Source organism: Streptomyces sp. NPDC090088 (genome assembly GCF_044747345.1).
Classification (GTDB): domain Bacteria; phylum Actinomycetota; class Actinomycetes; order Streptomycetales; family Streptomycetaceae; genus Streptomyces.
In genome coordinates, this window is sequence record NZ_JBIVDZ010000009.1 from 534926 (window position 1) to 553282 (window position 18357).

The following is an 18357-nucleotide window of genomic DNA, read 5'->3' on the forward strand; positions in this document are numbered from 1 at the left end:
TCGTTCAGGTTCAGGGGGTGTTCGCGGCGGGTGTCACGGTCAGCTGGACCTGCTCCTCCCCCGCGTCGTTGCCCGGGGTGACCTCGATCCCGGTGATCCGTACGTCGAAGTGGGTGCCCTCGGGGAAGAACACGTCCTTGATGACGACGGTGGCGTCGTCGCCGACCTGGTAGGAGCCGAGTACGGGTTCCAGGTCGGCGCGCACGGTCAGTTCGGGCAGGACGACGGGGGCCGAGACGGCGGCGAGGGCCGAACGGGCCTGGGAGCGCAGGAGGTCCGCATCGGTGAGGTTGACGTAGGAGACCTCGGTCTCGGTGAGGGGACGTCCGGTGGTGCGGTCCTCGGCGACGGCGACGAGCTGGCCGGTCTCGCTCTGCTCGCCGAGGGCGAAGACGCGGCTCGCGGTGGAGGCGCCGTCCACCGGCCAGGTGTAACCGGTGAGGCCGGCCCCGTACTCCCACACATGCGGGGTGCCCTGCTGGCCGAGGTGGGGGGTGCCGACGCGGAGTCTGCGGACGGGGCGGCCGTCGGTGCCGTACGCCACGTCGAAGAGGAAGTCGGGGCCGTCCTCCAGGCTGGCCAGTTCGCGCAGGGCCTCGCCGACGCTCTTGAGGCCGCTGCCGGGGTAGTCGAGGGTGCGGGTGATGCCGGAGGTGGCCGTGGACTCGGGGCGGACCTGGATGTCGCCGCCTTCGTGGGCCTGGGCGGTGGCGACCAGGGCCCGGGCGATGTCGGACTGGTCGCGATCGGTGAAGGGGACGTGGACGGTGGCCCAGTCGGTGGTGTCGGGGTCGAAGTCGGCGGGCAGGACACGGCGGTGGTCGAAGTAGGAGAGGAGACCGGCCGCCCCGATCTCCAGGTGCCGGTCGGCGGAGGTGTACTTGGCGGTCCAGATCACCCCGCCCCAGACGAGCACGCCGTCCCGCTCGACGTAGAGGGCGGCCCGTCCGGGTTCGGTGAGTTCCCGGGGGCGGTGGACGGTGACCCGGGGGTCGTCGAGGGGCAACCGGGCGCGGAACTCACCGGCTTCGTTCAGCTGCGTACTGAACGTGGCGTCGTACAAAGGGAGTTCGTCGGTGATGGCGCCGGTCGCGAGGTCGGCGGTGTAGTAGGTGTAGCGGGTCGGGGTACGGGTCACTAGCCCACCAGCCAGGTGGTGTTGAGGTAGACCAGCTGAGTGGCGGGCAGGGCGGTCGACTGGGGGTACACCAGCAGGTTGCCGTCGGTGCTGAGCAGGAGTTCGACGCCGGTCCTCGTGCCGCCCAGCACCGCGTACCAGTGGTGCCGCACCGCCGGGCGGAACCCGGCCGGGACGGTGATGATGGTGGGGGCGGTGTTGACCGGGATGGTCACGCTGGTGATCATCGCGCCGCGCAGATGGACGACGGATCCGATCCGCCGGACGGCCGGTGTCTCGCCGTTGCTCACGGTCCAGTTGGCGAGCAGGGTGAGCGGGGTCCAGCCGGTGTCGTCGTTGAGGGCCCGCCAGCCCGCCGAACTGTCGTACCACTCCAGGTGGTTGGTGTCCCAGCGGTGGACGTACATGCCGCTGTAGGGGTACGTGGGCCGGCCGGCCTCGCCCGAGATGCGGAGGATGCCGCCGGCGGCCGTGGTCCAGGGGCGCAGGTCCTCGATGTCGGCGCTGGTGACGGTCGTGACGTTCTTCGCGACCTTGATCCGGGCGAGCGGGATGGCGTCGCCGGTGACCGCGGGGTCGACGGGGGTGGCGGCGGCGGTTCCCTTGACGAGTTCGACGGTCATGGCGGTGGTGGCGTCGCCGTACTGGACGTCCCGCTGCCGGGCGACGACCAGGTCGTTGCGCGGGTTGGCCGCGTCGGCGGGGTTGGTGCCGAGCACGTCGAGGGTCTTGAGCTGGTCGAGCGTGACGAGGTAGGCGCCGGTCGCGGTGGCCCTCGTGCCCTGGATCACGCCCTGGAAGGGGTTGACGGTGACCTTGCCGGACACGGTGGCGGTGGCCTGGACCTTGCCGGGGTCGCCGGTGGAGGGCCGGATCCCGCTGCGGGCCTGCACCGGGCCCGCGCCGGGCGCGCCGAGCACCCCGGTGGCGAGCCGGGCGTCCTCGGCGTCGACGACACCGCCGGAGATCCAGCCGGAGTCGCGTTCTGGGGTGGGCGTGCTCATGAGGGCGCTCCTCGTGGGAAAGGTGGCATGCGGGATCGGGCGGTCGCGGTCAGGGGACGGGGAAGGCCAGCACCCGCAGCCCGGAGTAGGTCGAGTTGGCGAGACCGGTCACAGTCCCCGTGCCCGCGACCCGTTGGAACTGCTGGACGAACACCAGAGGGGTCGTGCCGGCGGGCATCAGCCGGTGGACGGTGGTCACGCTCGTGTTGACGCCGGTGGGGCCGCCGGAGAAGGCGCTGATGCCCAGGTTGGCGCTCTCGCCGACCACTTTGACCGAGTGGTCGAACCGGGAGTCGGTGGACGAGGACGTGGCCGTCAGCTGGGCGGTGCACATCAGCATGCGCGGGTACGGGGCGGGGGTGACCGTCACCTGGTTGAACACGAAGACGGTCGTGTCGGTCGAGCCGGACTTGGGCCAGCCCGTGTCGGCCGGGCCGAAGAACTGCACCGCGCCGGTGACCGCGGGCCGCCAGGCGGTGTCGACGCGGACCAGGTCGAGGCCGGTTTCGAGGTCGTACAGCCGCTGCCCCGAGTACCCGTCGGCCGGGAGCGTCTCGGCGGCCTGGAGCGGTAACACCCCGCCCGCGGCGACCGTGGAGACGCGCAGGTCCTTGATGTCGGCCGCGGTGACGGACCCCGCGTTCGCGCGGACGGTGATCTGGGCGAGCGGGATGAGGTCGCCGGTCACCGTGGGCGCGACCGGCGTGGCCGCGGGCGCCCCGGCCACCACCCGTACCAGCATCCCGTCGCTCTCGTCGCCGTACTGCCGGTCGGTCTGCTGGGCCACGACGAGGGCGATCCGGGGGTTGGAGGTGTCGGCCGGGGCGGCGGTCAGCACGTCGAGGGTCTTCTGCTGGGCCAGCGTGATCAGGTACGCGCCCGCGGCGGTGGTGCGGGTGCCCTGGACGACCCCCTGGAAAGGCCGGACGGTCACATTGCGGGAGGGGGTGGAGGTCGCCTCGACGTTGCCGGGGCTGCCCGGGCCGGGCCTGATGCCGGTGCGGGCGGCGATCGGGGTGTTCGGGTTCGCGGACGCCGAGGCGAGCACGCCGGTGGCGAGCCGGGCGTCCTCGGCGTCGACGACGCTGCCGGAGAGCCATCCGGAGTCGCGCTCGAAGTCGGCCATGAGGATGCCTTCCTTGGGTGGGAGCCTTGAGTGGGGGCCTTGAGTGGGGACCTTGGGCGGGGGCCTTGGCCGAGGCCTTGGGCCGGGGTGGTGGTCAGATCCAGGCGTCCCGCCACTCGGCGGTCAGCCGGGCGGCGGAGGCGAAGTCGCGGGCGCGGAAGAGGACGGGGTTCTGCCCCGGCCGGAGCGGGAACCAGTCCGAGCCCGGCCGCAGCGCGGCCCGGCGGGAGGCCGTGCCCTGGAGCAGGACCGAGCGCGCGTCGGTGTCGACGAGCAGGAACTCGCCGTCCTGGAGGGTGAGATCGAAGGCCAGCTCCTCCCCGGTCGCGGTGTCGGTGATGACCGGCTGGACACAGGGGCCGCCGATCCGCCAGACCGGCCAGGTGGGCGCGGTGCCCGCGTTCTCCAGCAGCAGCCGCCCGCCGGAGGAGCCGCTGCCGAAGTCCAGCGGGAAGGTGAGCGGGAAGGAGACCCCGCCGCTGGAGGAGGGCAGCGGGCAGGTACGGACGTTGAGGCCGTACGAGTAACGCAGCGGATCCGGCGCGGTCATGGTCAGGGAGAACTCGAAGACCCCGGCCTTGCGGTCGACGATCTTCGTCTCGGCGCTGAGCCGCACCAGGGCCCGGCGGACCCGGTGCGGCTCGGTGACGACGAGCGGTACGAGGCCGCTCCCGTCCGCGAGCACGGCGGCCAGTCGGTCCTTCGCCGCTTCCCGTACGGCCCGGTCCGGAGCGATCGCCGTACCCTCCAGGGTGATCACGCGGGGGCACCGGTAGGAAGGCGCGTCGAACGCCCCGTTCCGCTCGGGCCGGTCGGTCAGCGTGAGCCGGACCGGCGGGGTGGCGGCCCACCCCTGCTCACTGGTCACCCACCACTCGACGCCGTCCTCGTCGACGGTGTTCCCGGCCCAGCCGTCCACCTCGAACACCGGCTGCTGGAGCTGCTGCCCGCTCATCGCTTCGCCGCCCAGGCGAGTTCGCGGGCGGTGATCCGGCCGATCTCGTACTCGGACTGCCCGGGGCGGGGGTGGACATTGACGGTGACGGGAGCTCCCACGGCGGCACCTGTCGTACGACCGCCCCCGCGCGCGGCGATACCCGCGAGCCCGTAGCCGGGCCCGATCGCCGCCCGCGCGGTCGCCGTGGCCAGCCTGCCGGCCGCCCCCGCGACCCGGTTCCCGGCCCCCTCCATCCCGAGGGCGAGCCCTTCCCCGATGTCCCCGCCGAATCCCATCATCACCTTGGAGGGCGAGGAGATCCCGAGAGCGCTGCGGATGGGTCCGGGAATCTTGTCGACGATGAAGTTCTTCACGGCGGAGAGAACGGCCGAGGCCTTGTCGCGAATGCCGTTGATGAGCCCCTCGACGATGTCACCGCCCATCGTCCTGAGCCGTGAGACGAGCCCGGAGAGCGTGCTGACGATCCGCCCCGGCAGCCCCCGCACGAAGTCGACGACCCCGTTGATGCGGTCGGAGACGGCGTTCTTGGCCTGGGTGAACGCGTCGCGGACGATCTCGTAGACCTTCCGGACTCCCTGTATATAACTGACGACCAGATTGATCCCGAAGCGAACGACCGCGACGATCCCGTCGAAGACGGTCTTCCAGAAGTTCCACAACAACGTGAAATACGTCCTGACGACGTTCCAGATGATGGTGACGGTCTGCCTGATCACCTCACTGATCCGGGGCCAGTACCGCTCGATGATCGGTCTGATGTAGTTCATCGCCGCGCTGACGGCGTCACTGATCGCCTTGAACGCCCTTTGTACGACGGCCTGCACGGTCTTCGACTGCATCGCCATGTCGATGAGCTTGGTGATGAGCGGCATGACGAGGGCGAGGATCGCGCCCATGACGTTGGCCTTCATGGCGGTGTTCAGGCCGCGCTGAGCGGTGGTCGCGGTACGCAGCCCCTGGCTGAACCGGCTGAACAGCCCACCGCCCGAGGCCGCGTTCCGGCCCGCCCGCTGGACGTCGCCGGAGGCCCGGGCGGCCGCGGTCCGCATCTGGTCGAAGCCGCCGCTCGCCTGCGCGGCCGAGGCCCGCAGCCGGGTGTTGGCCGTGCTCGTCTGCGTCGCCGCCCCCTTGAGCCGGTCGACCGAGCCGGTGGCCCCGGTCACCGCGCTCCGCATCCGCGTGACGGCACCGCCGGTTTCGGTGGCCGCGGATCTCATCTGGTTCAGCGCCCGGGTGACCGCTACGAGGGAGGTCTGCATGGTGGGTTGGCTCCGTCGGTGTCGCCGTTGGGGTCGGTGTGGTCGATCTCAGTGCAGGGCCCGTTCGAGGGCGGTGACCCGTTGGATCAGGTCGCCGATGTCTCCTTTCGCCTTGTGCGCGGCGCTCCCCAGGGCCTCGACCTTCTTCAGGCCGTTGTTGACCCGGGTCTCCAGCTTCTCCGCCTTGGCCTCCAGGGATCTGCTGTGCTCGGCTGCCTTGCGCCCGACCTTGGTGCCCTCGTCCCGGAGCTTGGAGATGCGCTGGTGCAGCACTTGATCGGCCTTCAGCAGCTCCTCCCGCTCGCGCTGGAGCCTGCCCCGCAACTGGTCGGTCCAGGTCTTCAACTGCTGATAGTTCTTGTCCTGCTTCCCGCGGATATCGGTCACGGTCCTGGTCAGATCCCGCTCCACCCGCTCCACCCGGTCCTTGACGCTCACGACCGCGGTTTCGACGCGCCGGAACCGGCCCTCCAGCTCCTCCTCCCGCCGCCTCTCAGCTCCGCGTTCCAGGATCTTGTTGAGATCGATGGCCGTGGCCTCGTGCTTGACCAGGTTGTACTCGGTCTGCACCCCGAACACGCTCAGGGAGCCGCCGGTGGCGGTGACGGACCCGCCGGTGACCTCCCCCTTGACCCCGGTGACCGGCACGTTGTCGGCATGCGCCTTGACGTCCCAGACGATCTTTCGCACCGCGTCCGTGAAGGACTTGACCGTCGTGTAGTCATAGATCCACGACGGAATACTCGCGTGCTCCGACGGCGGCACAGGTCGCCTCCTTTCAAGCTTTCAGGCGGGCGAATTGAGGAAGGCCACGACTTCCGTGAGGGTCGCGCCCCGCGGTTCGGGCGAACCGGCCGTCTCCACCGCGCCGGCCCCCGGCCGCGGTACCGGCTCCGGATAGTCCGCCGGCTCCGTGTCCTCGTCGCGGTTGACTGTCGCGAACATCCAGTTGGCGACGGCGAGATGGTCGACGACGGCTGCCAGGAGGTGGTCGGTGACCGTCCAGTCCGCCTGTTCGCCGTGGACCGCGCGGGCGTAGGACGAGTCCGCCGGAAGATGCGCGATCAGGACGCGCAGGCGGCGGGAGGAGAGCCGGCCCCGGTGCCAGTCGAGGAGGTCGACGCCGTAGTGGCGGAGCAGATCCGCCTCCAGGGCCTCGGCGTGCTCGTCGACCAGCGCGCCGAGGCTCAGCCTTCCCCCAGCGTCATCCCCGTCTCGCTGCCGTACGCCTCCAGGATCGCGGAGACGTCCTGGACACTGACGTCGTGCTTGCAGAACCGCTCGAACTGATCGGCACCGAGCAGCAGCCCCAGCAGCCCGTCGATGTCGTTGTCCTCCAGCGCGGCGATCTGCTTGGCGACGCTCCGCGGGAACTCGGTGGGCAGCCGGAACACATCGTCGTCCACCTCGAACTCCCAGTCCCTCCCGAGGGTTTCGAGACGCTGGGCACGGGCGGCGTTGACGTTGAAACGAGCCATGACGGGTGACGCTCCTTGCGATGAGCGGAGGGCGGGGAAGAGAGATCAGGCGGCGAAGTTCGCGTCCTTCATCAGGATCGTCGCCAGCGGGGCACCGTCCACCGTGGCCAGCGCCGTGAACGTGACCCCCAGCTTCACGGGGGCCGTCCGGACGAGGGAGACCTCCTCCGTCTCGGTCACCTGCCCCCGCGCGATGATCAGCCGGTACGAGACGTCGGTGCCGTCGAGGAACTCCAGCCCGAGCATCCGCTCGTCGAACTTCGGCTCGGCCGCCAGCTCGTACTTGTAGAGGCCGGATCCGGTCGCCGTCTCCTTCACCTGGCCGCCGCCGAAGAAGAACGGCAGGGTGTCCTCGTTCAGTTGCAGGAGCTGGAACTTGAAGCTCAGGTCGCGGTCGGAGTAGACGAACCTCGCCGCGCTGACGCTCTGCCAGGTGTCCACGGGGTCCAGCTTGTCCTTCTTGGAGATCTTCACCCCGTCGGTGGTGGTGTAGCCGAGGTCCTTCCAGCCGGTCCCCCAGGCCGCGGTGGTGTCGGCGGGCGGGGCGGTGGCGAGCGGTGCGATGAGAACCCGGCCATTGCCCGCGACCCTGATCTCCTTGGCGTTCGTTCCGGCCATCACTGCTCCTTGATGGGAGTGGGACATGACGTGCTGAGGAAGTGCTGCGGAAGTGGTGCGGAAGTACGTACGGGGCCGGCGGTCAGGCCGGGCGGACCACCAGCCGGGTGGTCGAGACGTAGCGGGCGGCGGTGGCGTGCCGGTAGTCGGGCAGCCAGCGCGGGCCGTCCTCCTCGACGACGTCCACGACGGTCGCCGCGCCGTACACCGCGCCCCGCAGCTGGAGCAGCAGGGAGCGGGCGACGAGGGAGACGGTGTGGGCGGCGGGTTTGGAGGGGCCGTACACCTCCAGGTCGACCAGGGGGTTGTCCAGGCGGGGGTCCTCCGCCCAGGCCCCGCCGACCCGGGAGACCAGGACGGCGCGCTGGGAGCCGTCGAAGCCGGAGGGCGGCTGGACGTCGACCAGGACACCCGCCAGCTCGCTGCGGTCCTTGAGCAGGTCGACGACCAGTTGCTCCACGTCCGGGAAGGTGATGTACGGCTCGCTCATCGCCGTGGCTCCGACTCGGCGTCGGCGTCCGGTTCGCCCTCGGGATCCGGCTCCGCCTCCGGCACGGGCCTGGCGATGACTCCCAGGGCTCCCCGCGCGGTGGGGTCGTCCACCTCGACGACGTCCCCGGGCTCGTGCCCGTTCCACCAATAGGTCAGCTGGATCTTCTGCACAGCACTCCCCCGATGTTCGGCTGTACGAACCCCCAAGGTCAACTTCGTTTGTTTTCAAGTGAGTTGGCGCCCCTGGGGCCTCAAATGTAAACAGCATCCCAAGAGCAGCGTGAGCCACAGGACATCTCGAACAGGTAACGATTGCGTGGGACATGTGTACGGCGACGACTTGGCCCTCCCCCCACATGCGGGAACACCCGGCCTCAGGCCGGGTGTTCCCCCTCTCATGACCCGCGCGGACCGCGGAACCCTCAGCCGATCTGGGTCCCCGTCGCCGACAGCGCCTCCGTCACCGGCTGGAAGAACGTCTCCCCGCCGGAGGTGCAGTCGCCGCTGCCGCCGGAGGTCAGGCCGATCGCGTCGCTGCCCGAGAAGAGCGAGCCGCCGCTGTCGCCGGGCTCGGCGCAGACGTCGGTCTGGATGAGGCCGCTCACCGTGCCCTCCGAGTAGTTCACGGTGGCGTTGAGACCGGTGACCGTGCCGTCGTGGACCTGGGTGGTGGAGCCGCTGCGGGTCACCTTCATGCCCACGGTCGCCTCGGCCGCGCCCGTGATCTTCCGGGTGGAGCCGTCGTAGAGGTCGACCTCGCTCGGGTGGTCCACCCCGGAGGTGTACTTGACCAGCCCGAAGTCATTGCCGGGGAAGCTGGACTGGGCGTTCTGGCCGATCACGTCGCCGGAGGAGTCGGACCAGGTGGAGATGGCCTCCGTGCAGTGCCCGGCGGTCAGGAAGTACGGCTCGCCGCCCTTGACCACGTTGAAGCCGAGCGAGCAGCGCCCGCCCGAGCCGCTGATCGCGTCACCGCCGGCGATGAAGGGCTTGAACTCCCCCTTCGAGTGGCGCAGTTCGACCTTCTCGCCGAGCCCGTCGACGACCTTGGCGAGCTTGGTCAGGTCAGCCCCGGTGACGGTCTTGTCGGCGGTGACGACGACCTTGTTGCTGACCGGGTCGGTCGCCCAGGAGGTGCCCGGGATGGTCGCGTCCCGCTTCAGCGCGGTGCGCGCGCCGTCGAGTTCGGCGAGGGAGTTGGCGACGAGTCTCGCCTTGGCCCCGGCCGCCTCGACGGTCTGCGCGGCGGTGTCGTCGAGCACGTTGACGACGAGGTTCTTCGCCTGTGCGTCGTAGTACGTGCCGGCCGTGTCGGTGCCGAGGTCGGCGGCGAGCGTCGAGGCGAGCTTTCCGGCCGCCGGGGCAGACAGGATCTGCGGCACGGCGGCCTTGGCCGGCTCGCTCGCGTTCGCACTCTGGAAGGTCACTCCGGCGGCGACGAGCGCGGCTATGCCCGCGCCCGCGAACGCCGCCCGGCGCCTGGGTATGCGTCGGTGCTTCAACTCACGTCCTCCTGTGGGGGGTCGGCCCGTCAGGTTGTGGGGACCTTCGGGGCCGGAAGGCTGGTTGACGGGCGCCAACTATTCCGAGACCCACAGGGAGCACACAAGGTCGACTTCAGGACGCGCGTGCGCGGATGTTGTGCGCCCCCTGTGCCCGCCGCGTTCACAGTCACCGCAGGAGGATTCGCACTGCAAACACTACGCGCGAGTAACAGGCGGCGGACCGTGACGCCTACCCCTGGCCGGAATCCGCCTCTCCAGGCGCTCCAGGCGCTCCAGGACCACCGGAGCCATCGGTCCCCGCCGTCCCCGTCACCCCCGACGCCCCCGCCGTCCCCGACGCCCCCGCCGTCCCCGACGCCCCCGCCGTCCCCGCCGTCCCCGGCGTCCCCGGCGTCCCCGGCGTCCCCGGCGGCAGTTGCTGCTGCGCCCGCTCCAGGAACCGCAGCAGTTCCACCGGGAAGGGCAGCACCAGGGTCGAGTTCTTCTCGGCGGCGACCGCCACCACCGTCTGCAGCAGCCGGAGCTGGAGGGCGGCGGGCTGCTCGGACATCTCCTTGGCGGCCTCCGCGAGCTTCTTGGAGGCCTGCAGTTCGGCGTCGGCGTTGATGACCCGGGCCCGGCGCTCCCGGTCGGCCTCGGCCTGCCGGGCCATGGACCGCTTCATGGTCTCGGGCAGCGAGACGTCCTTGATCTCGACGCGGTCGATGGTGACGCCCCACTCCACGGCCGGGCTGTCGATCATCAGCTCCAGGCCCTGGTTGAGTTTCTCGCGGTTCGACAGCAGGTCGTCCAGCTCGCTCTTGCCGATGATGGACCTGAGCGAGGTCTGGGCCATCTGGGAGACCGCGAACCGGTAGTCCTCGACCCGGACGATCGCCTCGGCGGGCGCGGTCACCTTGAAGTAGACGACGGCGTCTACGCGTACGGTCACGTTGTCCCGGGTGATGCCCTCCTGGGCGGGCACGGGCATCGTGACGATCTGCATGTTGACCTTCTGGAGCCGGTCCACGAACGGAATGACCATCGTGAACCCGGGCTCGCGCACCTCGGGCCGGAGCCGGCCCAGGCGGAACACCACGCCCCGCTCGTACTGTCTGACGACCCGTGCCGCGGCCAGCGCGTAGACCGCTCCGACGGACACGAGAGCGGCTCCGGCCGCCACCAGCGCCTCGACCATGCCGGCCCCCAAGGGGTGACTTCTACGGTCCTTCGACGGTAACGCGCGGTCCGTACAAGGGCGAGCCCCCGCACGCGAGTTGCGTGCGGGGGCCGCTGCCCGGAGCCGATCGGTGCGGATCCGTGCGGATCGTCAGCCGACGCTCACGCCGTAGTAGCTCAGCGCCTCGGTGACCGGCTGGAAGAAGGTCGTACCGCCGGAGGTGCAGTCGCCGCTGCCGCCGGAGGTCAGACCGTAGGCCACGGAACCGCCGTAGAGCGGGCCGCCGCTGTCGCCGCCCTCGGCGCAGACCGTGGTCTGGATCATGCCGTAGACGATGTCACCGCTGCCGTAGTTGACGGTGGCGTTGAGCGCGGTGACCCGGCCGCTGTGGGTGCCGGTGGTCGAACCGCGGCGGTACACCGTGGTCCCGACGCTGGGCGTGGCCGCGCTGGAGATGGTCTGGCTGCCGACCGCGCTCGGGTGCGCGATCGAGGTGTTGGTGTACTTCACCAGCGCGAAGTCGTTCGTCGGGAAGCTGTAGCCGACGTTGGTGCCCAGGACCGTGGTGTGGCCGGAGTTGCTGTACCAGGTCGAGGCCACCTCACCGCAGTGCCCGGCGGTCAGGAAGTAGTACGTGCTGCCGCTGTGCACGTTGAAGCCGAGCGAGCAGCGGTAGGCGCCGCCGTAGATGGCGTCACCACCGGTGATCAGCTTCTTGAAGGTGCCGGGGGTGTGCTTGATGGTGAGCGCGCCGGAGTTGGTGCCCGCCTGCCGCTTGATCTTGGCGATCTCGGCCTTGGAGACCGTGGAGTCGACGGTGACGACGACACGGTTGGTCTTGCTGTCGACGGACCAGGCGGTGCCGGGGACGTCGGCCTTCAGGACGGAGCTGTTCACGGCCTTCAGCTCGGTGGTGCTGAAGGTGTGGGTGTCGCTCGCGCTCGCGGTGGGGACGGCGAACGCGGCCGCGGCCAGGAAGCCGGTGCCCACGGCGATCAGCCGGGTCCGTCTCGTGATACCGCTGCGGGGGGTCGTGCGCTTGATCCTCACTTGTCGTTCCCTCCCAGGGGAAGTCGGGGGCCCGCGTGGGGTCGGGGCCCGTGAGGCGCAGCCAGGGGTGGCGCCCGGATTCCGGACACGCAATGCCCCTGACAAGCGCTGAGGGGGAGTATTCGGGCGGACGACCGGTAGCCGCAAGGGCGCCTTTCAGCCGTGCGACTGTGTGTGGACTGTGGGGAATTTGTGCGATCTCGCCCCTGCCGTGTCCCTCAGACCAGGAGCCGCTCCCCCGCCTCGACCGCGAGGCCCAGCGTGTTCCCCGGCGGCGGGAACGGGCAGATGAAGTGGTCCGCGAAGGCGCACGGCGGCAGCTGCGCCCGGTTGAGGTCGACGGTGGTGGAGCCGTCGGCGTCCGGGGCGGCCGAATAGAGGAACCTGAACCGGTAACTGCTGTGGCCGCTGGTGGGGTCGGCGAACACCGCCCACAGCCGGCCGTCGGCCTGCTCGGCGACCTGGAGCGTCAGCTCCCGGCCGGCCACGGTGAAGGCGAGCTCCCCGGCGAGCACCAGCGCGCGCTCCACGCCGTCCGCGGTGTCGACGCGGACGGCCTGCCGGTCGTCGTACGGGGTGAAGCGGCCCGGCACCGACCAGCGCGGGTCGTAGGGGGTGGCGCCGATGCCCCGGAAGGCGCGGCGGGTCGCGGCGGCCGGGTCGTAGTCCCGTACGCCCCAGACGTTTTCGCGGACCAGGACCACCAGCCGGCGCTCGCCGAGGGTGACCCGGGCCGCAGGTTCACGGTCGGCGGCGAGGTGGATCTCGCCGGCGAAAGGCTCGCCGTCCACGGCCAGGCCGTCGGCCGCCGTCGCGGTGAGGCGGACACCGTCGCCGTCGGCCGCCCAGATCCCGGGCACACCCGGAAGCAGGCCGTCCGCATGGTCCTCGACCCAGTGGGTGCCGGCCAGGGCGAGCGGCCCGTAGGGCGCGGACACCTGCGCCTCGCGCTCCTCGTGCCAGCGCTTCCAGTCGCCGGACGCATCGACGGTCATACGATCAGCCTTTCCACATCACTCGTCATGACTCACCTCATGTCTCTTGTATCTCCCGTATGGGCTCAACCTGTCCGCAACAGCCAGGAGCCCCGGGTTGTTTCAGGGGGCCGCGAACTGGCCCGCGGGCCGGGCCAGGCCGAGGTGCTCGCGCAGGGTGCCGCCCGGGTAGAAGGTGCGGAACAGACCGCGGTGCTGGAGCAGCGCCACGGTGCCGTTGACCAGCCGTTCCAGGTCGCGGCGCGGTTCGGCGGGGACGAGGTGGAAGCCGTCGGCGGCGCCCTCACCGTGCCAGCCGGCGATCAGCTCCGCCAGGTCCACCGGACCACCCCGGTACAGCGGCCCCTGCACGGTCTGCCGGGGCCCGCCGCCACCGTGCCCCGGCTCGGCCGCGCGCTCCCCGTCCCCCAGGTCCACCAGCAGGCTCACCAGCACCCGCAGCGCCTCCGGATCCCGCCCGAACTCCTTTGCCGCCGCCTTGAGTTCCTCTCGTACGGCAGCGGCCTGCGCGGAGCTCGCGGCGCGCACCAGGGCGACATCGGCGTACCGGGCGACGGCCCGCCGGGCGGTTCCCTCGGTGGCGTCGGCGACCCGGACCACGTGGTCCGGCGGGAGGAGTCCGGTGTCGCCCCACCGGCCGATCCGGCCCTGGCCGACCCCGTCGACGGCGCTCTCGGGGGCGGCCGTCAGCGGTACCAGCCCGATCCGCCGGGTGGCCGGGACGACCTGCGCCAGCACGGCGAGCACATCGGCCTCCGGCTGCGCGAACCGGCCGTCGAGGGTCACGAAGTCCAGCCCCCCGCTCTCGGCGAGCCGCACCAGTTCGACATACCGCTCCGTGTCGAACACGCCGACCTGGTCCACGGCGGCCGCCAGGTGCAACAGCCCCCGGCCGGACGAGCCGGTCATAAAACACCAACCTTTCCGAAAAGCACCCGAAAAAGCACCCGAAAACTTCCCCTCTTCACCGCGCCCCCGGCTTCACAGAACCCCCGGCTTCACAGCACCTTCGACAGGAACGCCCGGGTCCGCTCCTCCCGCGGGGCGTCCAGCACCTCCGCCGGCGGTCCCGTCTCCACCACCCGTCCGTCGGCCATGAAGACGACCGTGTCGGCGACCTCCGGGCGAACCCGATCTCATGGGTGACGACGATCATCGTGGTCCCCTGCCGGGCCAGGTCCCTGATGACGTCGAGGACTTCACCGACCAGCTCGGGATCGAGCGCGGACGTCGGCTCGTCGAACAGCAGCAGCTTCGGCTCCAGCGCCAGCGCCCGCGCGATCGCGACCCTCCCCCAGTGCCTCAAGGGCCTGGGAGGTGCCCCCAGCTGCTGGCCCCCGGAGAGCTGCCGGGGGTAGGCGTCGGCCCTGTCGGCGAGCCCCACCCGCTCCAGCAGCCGCCGCGCGCTCGCCACGGCCTCGGCGCGCGGCCGCTTCAGCGCGGCGACGGGCGCCTCGACGAGGTTCTCCAGCACGGTCAGATGCGGGAAGAGACGGAAGTTCTGGAAGACGAACCCGATCCGCGTGCCGTCCACGCTGACCGCCCCCTGGTCCACCTTCTCCAGATGGTTGATGGTGCGCAGCAGCGTCGACTTGCCGGACCCGGAGGGGCCGAGGACGACGGTCACCTCACCGGCCCGCACCTGGAGGTCGATGCCCTTGAGCACCTCCAGCTCACCGAACCTCCTGTGTACGGATCTGATGTCGACCATGACGGTCATGGGGTGTGTCCCTCACAAGTCACTGGGTGGAGGCGGACCGTGCGGCGGTCCGGCCCGCGAGGTCGTGCAGGAAGGTCAGCGCCGCCCGGGCCGTGGCGTCGTTCTGCCGGAACGCGGGCCCTCCGGTCCGCGGCCGGGTGAACGCGCCGGGGGTACGGCCGTCCGTGAACGGCCCGAGCGCGAACCGCCGGGGATGCGGCCGTCCGCCCGTGTCGAGGATCCGCCCGTCGGTGGGGTCCACCCGGAGCAGTCCGTCGGGTGTCTCGGCGGCCCCGTCGGTCTGCAGGTCGCGCAGCAGCGTGTCCCGGGCGCGTCCGACGGTGGGTTCGGGCAGCCGCGCCTCGACCAGGGCGCGCGCCTCGACGACGAACCCGGGCACGGTGTCGGCGGACGCCCGGAACACCCCGTCCTCCGCGGCCACGCTCATCCCGGCGCCGACGAATCTCAGCACCCCCGCCCGGGACAGCGCGAGCAGCTGCCGCAGCCGGGGGCCGGGCGGTCCGGAGGCGAGATAGCTGAAGAACCCGTGCCACCAGGACCCGATGTTCCCGAGCCGCACCAACTGCCCGTAGACGGAGAGCAGTCCGAGGAACACCGCCAGATCGGGGCTGTACTCGGGATCATGACGGCGGCCCAGGTCCCCTTCGACATAGGCCCGCAGCCCCTCCTGGAACTCCTCGTGCGATCCGTACCGCACCCCGTCCAGCGGACGGTCCAGCGCGGCGAGATCGAGCCGGTCGGCCGGATCCGGTACGGCGGCCGCCACCAGCGCCCGCAGCTCGGCCTCGCCCTCGGCGGCGGCGTACTTCTCCTCGAAGTCCGGCCAGGCGACGGTCGTCCGCCCGGGGTGGACGGTGAACAGCCGGTGGTAGTGGGCGAAGCCCAGCTCCTTCTCGACCAGCGGCCACACGTCCTGCCGGAAGTCGAAGCCGTCCGGGCGCGCGAGCAGTTCCGCGACCTCGCCGGGTCCGAAGAAGCGGGGCAGCGGCGGGCGTTCGCCGGTCCAGTCGTACCCGATCTTCGCGTGGTACGGCACTCCGCGCCGCGATCCGACGTACAGCACCGGTTCCCGCCCGGACGGCACATAGGTGTCGCCGTCGTAGCGTCCGCCCCGCCCCTCGGTGAGCAGCACCATCAGGTCGACGAAGGCGAGCCCGAACCCCCGGACGAGGACCGGTTCGCCGGGCCGCAGCGCGGACAGGTCGCTGTCGGCGGTGAAGTCGGGCGGCAGGTGGACCAGTCCGTGCGTCTCGGCGTAGGCGGCCAACCCGGCCTGCTCCGGGTCGAGTTCGGCGTCGAGGTGACCGAGGGCGAGGACGACGAGGTCGGCCAGGAGCGGGCGCGGGCGGCCCTCCAGCCACACCTGCTGGCGTCCCTCGCGCGGCCCGCTCACCCGCACGGCACGGCGGGGGTGGTGGTGGACGGTGACGCCGTCCGGGAGGTCGGTGAGGGCACGGTCGTAGACATGGCGCAGATAGCGGCCCTGGATCTGCCGGTCGGCGAAGGTGCGGCCGTCCAGGCCCGCCCACTCGTGCAGGGTCGGCCCCTCCCGCACCGGTCCCGTCATCTGCACCGACTCGTCCGTGAACATGGTGACGTCCTCGGCGTGCGAGTTCATCCACAGCAACGGCGACTGGGCGGCCCGCCAGATGCGGCCGGCGCCCGGCGGATGCGGGTCGACCAGATGGATGTCGAAGCCCTGGCCGGCGTAGAGCTCGGCCGCGTTGGCGGCGATGCGTTCGAGGAGCCCGGTCCCCCGCGGCCCGGCTCCCACGATCACCAGCTGGGGCCTCATCGGGTCGCTCCCGTGCCGCGCGCGTAGTGCTTCTCGACGTAGTACTGGGCGATGCCCAGCACCGAGGTGACGACGGTGTACCAGAGGGTGGCCACCATCAGCAGCGGGATCACCTGGTAGGTCTGGTGGTACACCAACTGCACCGAGAACAGCAGGTCGTTGACGGCGATGACGCTGACGATCGAGGTGCCCTTGAGGGCACCGATCAGCATGTTGCCGGCCGGCGGCACGATCGCGCGCATCGCCTGCGGCAGCACGATCCGCCGCCAGCGCCGCCACCGGCTCAGCAGATCGACCGTCCGCACCCCGAGCACCCGCGGGTACAGCGCCCCGATGTTGAACCAGAGCAGCAGCTGCACCAGGATCGGGATCGACCGGAACAGCCAGACGTACCCCCAGCTCACCGCCCGCAGCACGGGGTTGGCGGAGAGCCGGAACGCGGCCAGCAGGGTGCCGAGCGCGAAGCCCAGGACCATCACGACGGCGGTCAGCCACAGGGTGAGCCACAGTCCGCGCAGCACGGAGTCCGAGGTGAAGTAGTCGGCGACGACGCCCCACTGGAACGCCTTGTTGCCGAGGACGGAGTCGACGGCGAACCCGAGCAGCACGAGGACGACGACGGCGGCCGCCCACTGCCCGTAACGGCGCTGCGGGACGATCCGGAGGGTGTCCGCGTGCTCGGGTATGCCGGGAGCGGCGGAGGAGGTGGCGAGGGTGTCGGATGACATGCGAAGGCTCCGTGACGGATAGCTCAAGCACGGTGGATGCCTTCACACAGCGGCGCCGTCGCGCGGCGCCGTACGGCCGAGCCCCTCAGCAGGGCCGTCCGTCGACTTTACGGCCGCTTTCACCCTCACTGTCAAGGGTGTCCAGAGTGTGAGCAGCGCGTCTCAGGTCAGTTGACGGAAAACCGGAGACCTGTTCCACTTGGCCCATGCATCCACAGCAGTGGCTGGTCACCCGCTCCCACATCGACTTCGGTCGCGTGTGGTCCTGTTCCTGTTGAGCTGACCCACTGCGCGCCCCGCCCACGGCGGGGATTCCTCGCGTTCTCCCTTGCGCCGCCTTCTCCTTCGCCTTCACACGCGCACCCCTCCCCTCGCCCTCCGCTCGCCTGCTGACCCCAGGAGACCGCCCGACGATACGTACACCCACTCATGCCCGTTATAGGAATCTTGCCCACTTATTTGCGCTCACCTCGGCCACGGCGCTGCTTCTCACCGCCTGTGGTTCCGGCGGCTCTTCCGGCACCGGCGCGCAGGGGGTGGCCGCCGCGAACGACAAGATCCCCACCACGGACGTGATCTCGGCGATCCGCAAGGACGACGCGGCGGCCCGGCTGCTGCCCTCGGGCACGACCGGCCTCACCGTCGCGGTCACCGTCGGCGGCACCCCGCCCGGGACCGCCTACCTGCCCGACAGCAAGACCCTGACCGGCCAGGACGTCGACTTCACCAAGGCCGTGGCGAAGGTGCTGGGCATCAGGCTCAAGATCGAGCAGGCCAGTTTCGAGGCGATCCTGCCCGCGCTGGACAGCGGCAAGTACGACTTCGGCGCCGCCAACTTCGGGGTGACCGACGAACGTCGCAAGACCATCGACTTCGTCACCCACATCAACGACGGCCAGGGCTTCGCCACCCGCGCGGACAGCAAGCTGTCGAAGATCACCGATCTCAGGCAGCTCTGCGGGCTGAACGTCGCGACCGCCGCCGGCACCACCTTCGAGGCGACCCTCGAAGACAACAAGAAGGTCTGCACCGACGCCGGCGAGAAGGCGTACACCGTGCAGACCTACGGCGAGCAGAGCGCCATCTGGTCCTCCGTCCAGCAGGGCCTGAAGTTCCTCAACGAGTACCACCGCCTCGACGTCGGCTTCGCCTTCAAGAAGGGCACCGAACTGGCCCCCGCCTTCCAGTCGGCGGTCAACAGACTCATAGCCGACGGCACCTACACCAAGATCCTCAAAAAATGGGGCACCACAGCCTCAGCCATCCCCAAGTCTCAGATCTCACCCCCAGAACTAAAAAACTGACGCCAGGACAACGCGCCCCACAGGGGCG

18 protein-coding genes and 1 pseudogene are annotated in these 18357 nt (G+C 70.6%); 1 reads left to right on the plus strand and 18 read right to left on the minus strand.

Features of this window, described 5'->3' with window-relative positions; all coding sequences use genetic code 11:
- Positions 1 to 10: 10 nt before the first annotated feature.
- From ACIPSJ_RS39315 to ACIPSJ_RS39400, 18 genes and pseudogenes are all read right to left on the minus strand, one after another.
- Entirely contained in the window at positions 11 to 1138 is a 1128-nt protein-coding gene (locus tag ACIPSJ_RS39315) for a hypothetical protein (RefSeq protein ID WP_359208879.1), read from the minus strand.
- Positions 1138 to 2142 carry a hypothetical protein gene (locus ACIPSJ_RS39320; protein WP_401353039.1) on the minus strand — a complete coding sequence of 335 codons (1005 nt, stop codon included), beginning with the start codon at positions 2140 to 2142 and terminating at the stop codon, positions 1138 to 1140. The genes ACIPSJ_RS39315 and ACIPSJ_RS39320 overlap by 1 nt, the downstream gene beginning before the upstream one ends.
- Before the next feature lie 49 nt (positions 2143 to 2191).
- Positions 2192 to 3268, minus strand: a complete 1077-nt coding sequence (locus tag ACIPSJ_RS39325) for a hypothetical protein (protein WP_359208873.1) — start codon at positions 3266 to 3268, stop codon at positions 2192 to 2194.
- Between the two features lie 94 nt (positions 3269 to 3362).
- On the minus strand, positions 3363 to 4223 hold the full coding sequence (locus tag ACIPSJ_RS39330) for a phage distal tail protein (RefSeq protein WP_401353041.1): 861 nt from the start codon (positions 4221 to 4223) through the stop codon (positions 3363 to 3365).
- A complete protein-coding gene (locus ACIPSJ_RS39335) occupies positions 4220 to 5485 on the minus strand; it encodes a hypothetical protein (protein ID WP_359208866.1) in 1266 nt (421 codons plus the stop codon). The genes ACIPSJ_RS39330 and ACIPSJ_RS39335 overlap by 4 nt, the downstream gene beginning before the upstream one ends.
- 48 nt (positions 5486 to 5533) lie before the next feature.
- Positions 5534 to 6250 (minus strand): hypothetical protein, encoded by a 717-nt coding sequence (locus tag ACIPSJ_RS39340; RefSeq protein WP_401353044.1) that lies wholly within the window; start codon positions 6248 to 6250, stop codon positions 5534 to 5536.
- A 422-nt stretch (positions 6251 to 6672) separates the two neighbouring features.
- Positions 6673 to 6963, minus strand: coding sequence for a hypothetical protein (locus tag ACIPSJ_RS39345; protein WP_355723796.1), 291 nt, complete (start codon positions 6961 to 6963; stop codon positions 6673 to 6675).
- Positions 6964 to 7008: 45 nt separating this feature from the next.
- The gene (locus ACIPSJ_RS39350; protein ID WP_355723799.1) at positions 7009 to 7581 is read right to left on the minus strand and encodes a phage tail protein; all 573 of its coding nucleotides are present in this window, start codon (positions 7579 to 7581) and stop codon (positions 7009 to 7011) included.
- 82 nt (positions 7582 to 7663) lie between these two features.
- A complete protein-coding gene (locus ACIPSJ_RS39355) occupies positions 7664 to 8071 on the minus strand; it encodes a hypothetical protein (RefSeq protein ID WP_355723802.1) in 408 nt (135 codons plus the stop codon).
- The gene (locus ACIPSJ_RS39360; protein WP_359208858.1) at positions 8068 to 8244 is read right to left on the minus strand and encodes a hypothetical protein; all 177 of its coding nucleotides are present in this window, start codon (positions 8242 to 8244) and stop codon (positions 8068 to 8070) included. Before ACIPSJ_RS39360 ends, ACIPSJ_RS39355 begins: the two co-directional genes overlap by 4 nt.
- A 251-nt stretch (positions 8245 to 8495) precedes the next feature.
- On the minus strand, positions 8496 to 9575 hold the full coding sequence (locus ACIPSJ_RS39365; RefSeq protein ID WP_401353047.1) for a S1 family peptidase: 1080 nt from the start codon (positions 9573 to 9575) through the stop codon (positions 8496 to 8498).
- A 232-nt stretch (positions 9576 to 9807) separates the two neighbouring features.
- Complete coding sequence (locus ACIPSJ_RS39370; RefSeq protein WP_401353107.1) at positions 9808 to 10755, minus strand: slipin family protein; 948 nt, start codon at positions 10753 to 10755, stop codon at positions 9808 to 9810.
- Positions 10756 to 10887: 132 nt separating this feature from the next.
- Positions 10888 to 11787: a S1 family peptidase gene (locus tag ACIPSJ_RS39375; protein WP_401353049.1), complete on the minus strand. Its 900-nt coding sequence runs from the start codon at positions 11785 to 11787 to the stop codon at positions 10888 to 10890.
- A 218-nt stretch (positions 11788 to 12005) separates the two neighbouring features.
- Entirely contained in the window at positions 12006 to 12782 is a 777-nt protein-coding gene (locus tag ACIPSJ_RS39380; protein ID WP_401353051.1) for a DUF1684 domain-containing protein, read from the minus strand.
- A 102-nt stretch (positions 12783 to 12884) separates the two neighbouring features.
- A complete protein-coding gene (locus ACIPSJ_RS39385; protein ID WP_401353053.1) occupies positions 12885 to 13691 on the minus strand; it encodes an FMNH2-dependent monooxygenase in 807 nt (268 codons plus the stop codon).
- An 89-nt stretch (positions 13692 to 13780) separates the two neighbouring features.
- Positions 13781 to 14502, minus strand: a pseudogene (locus tag ACIPSJ_RS39390) (amino acid ABC transporter ATP-binding protein).
- Positions 14503 to 14521: 19 nt separating this feature from the next.
- Positions 14522 to 16297 (minus strand): FAD/NAD(P)-binding protein, encoded by a 1776-nt coding sequence (locus ACIPSJ_RS39395; protein WP_401353055.1) that lies wholly within the window; start codon positions 16295 to 16297, stop codon positions 14522 to 14524.
- Positions 16294 to 17025: an amino acid ABC transporter permease gene (locus ACIPSJ_RS39400; protein ID WP_401353057.1), complete on the minus strand. Its 732-nt coding sequence runs from the start codon at positions 17023 to 17025 to the stop codon at positions 16294 to 16296. The genes ACIPSJ_RS39395 and ACIPSJ_RS39400 overlap by 4 nt, the downstream gene beginning before the upstream one ends.
- Before the next feature lie 413 nt (positions 17026 to 17438).
- Between ACIPSJ_RS39400 and ACIPSJ_RS39405 the strand changes: the two genes are divergently transcribed.
- Positions 17439 to 18329 (plus strand): ABC transporter substrate-binding protein, encoded by an 891-nt coding sequence (locus ACIPSJ_RS39405; RefSeq protein WP_401353109.1) that lies wholly within the window; start codon positions 17439 to 17441, stop codon positions 18327 to 18329.
- The last annotated feature ends 28 nt before the right edge of the window (positions 18330 to 18357 follow it).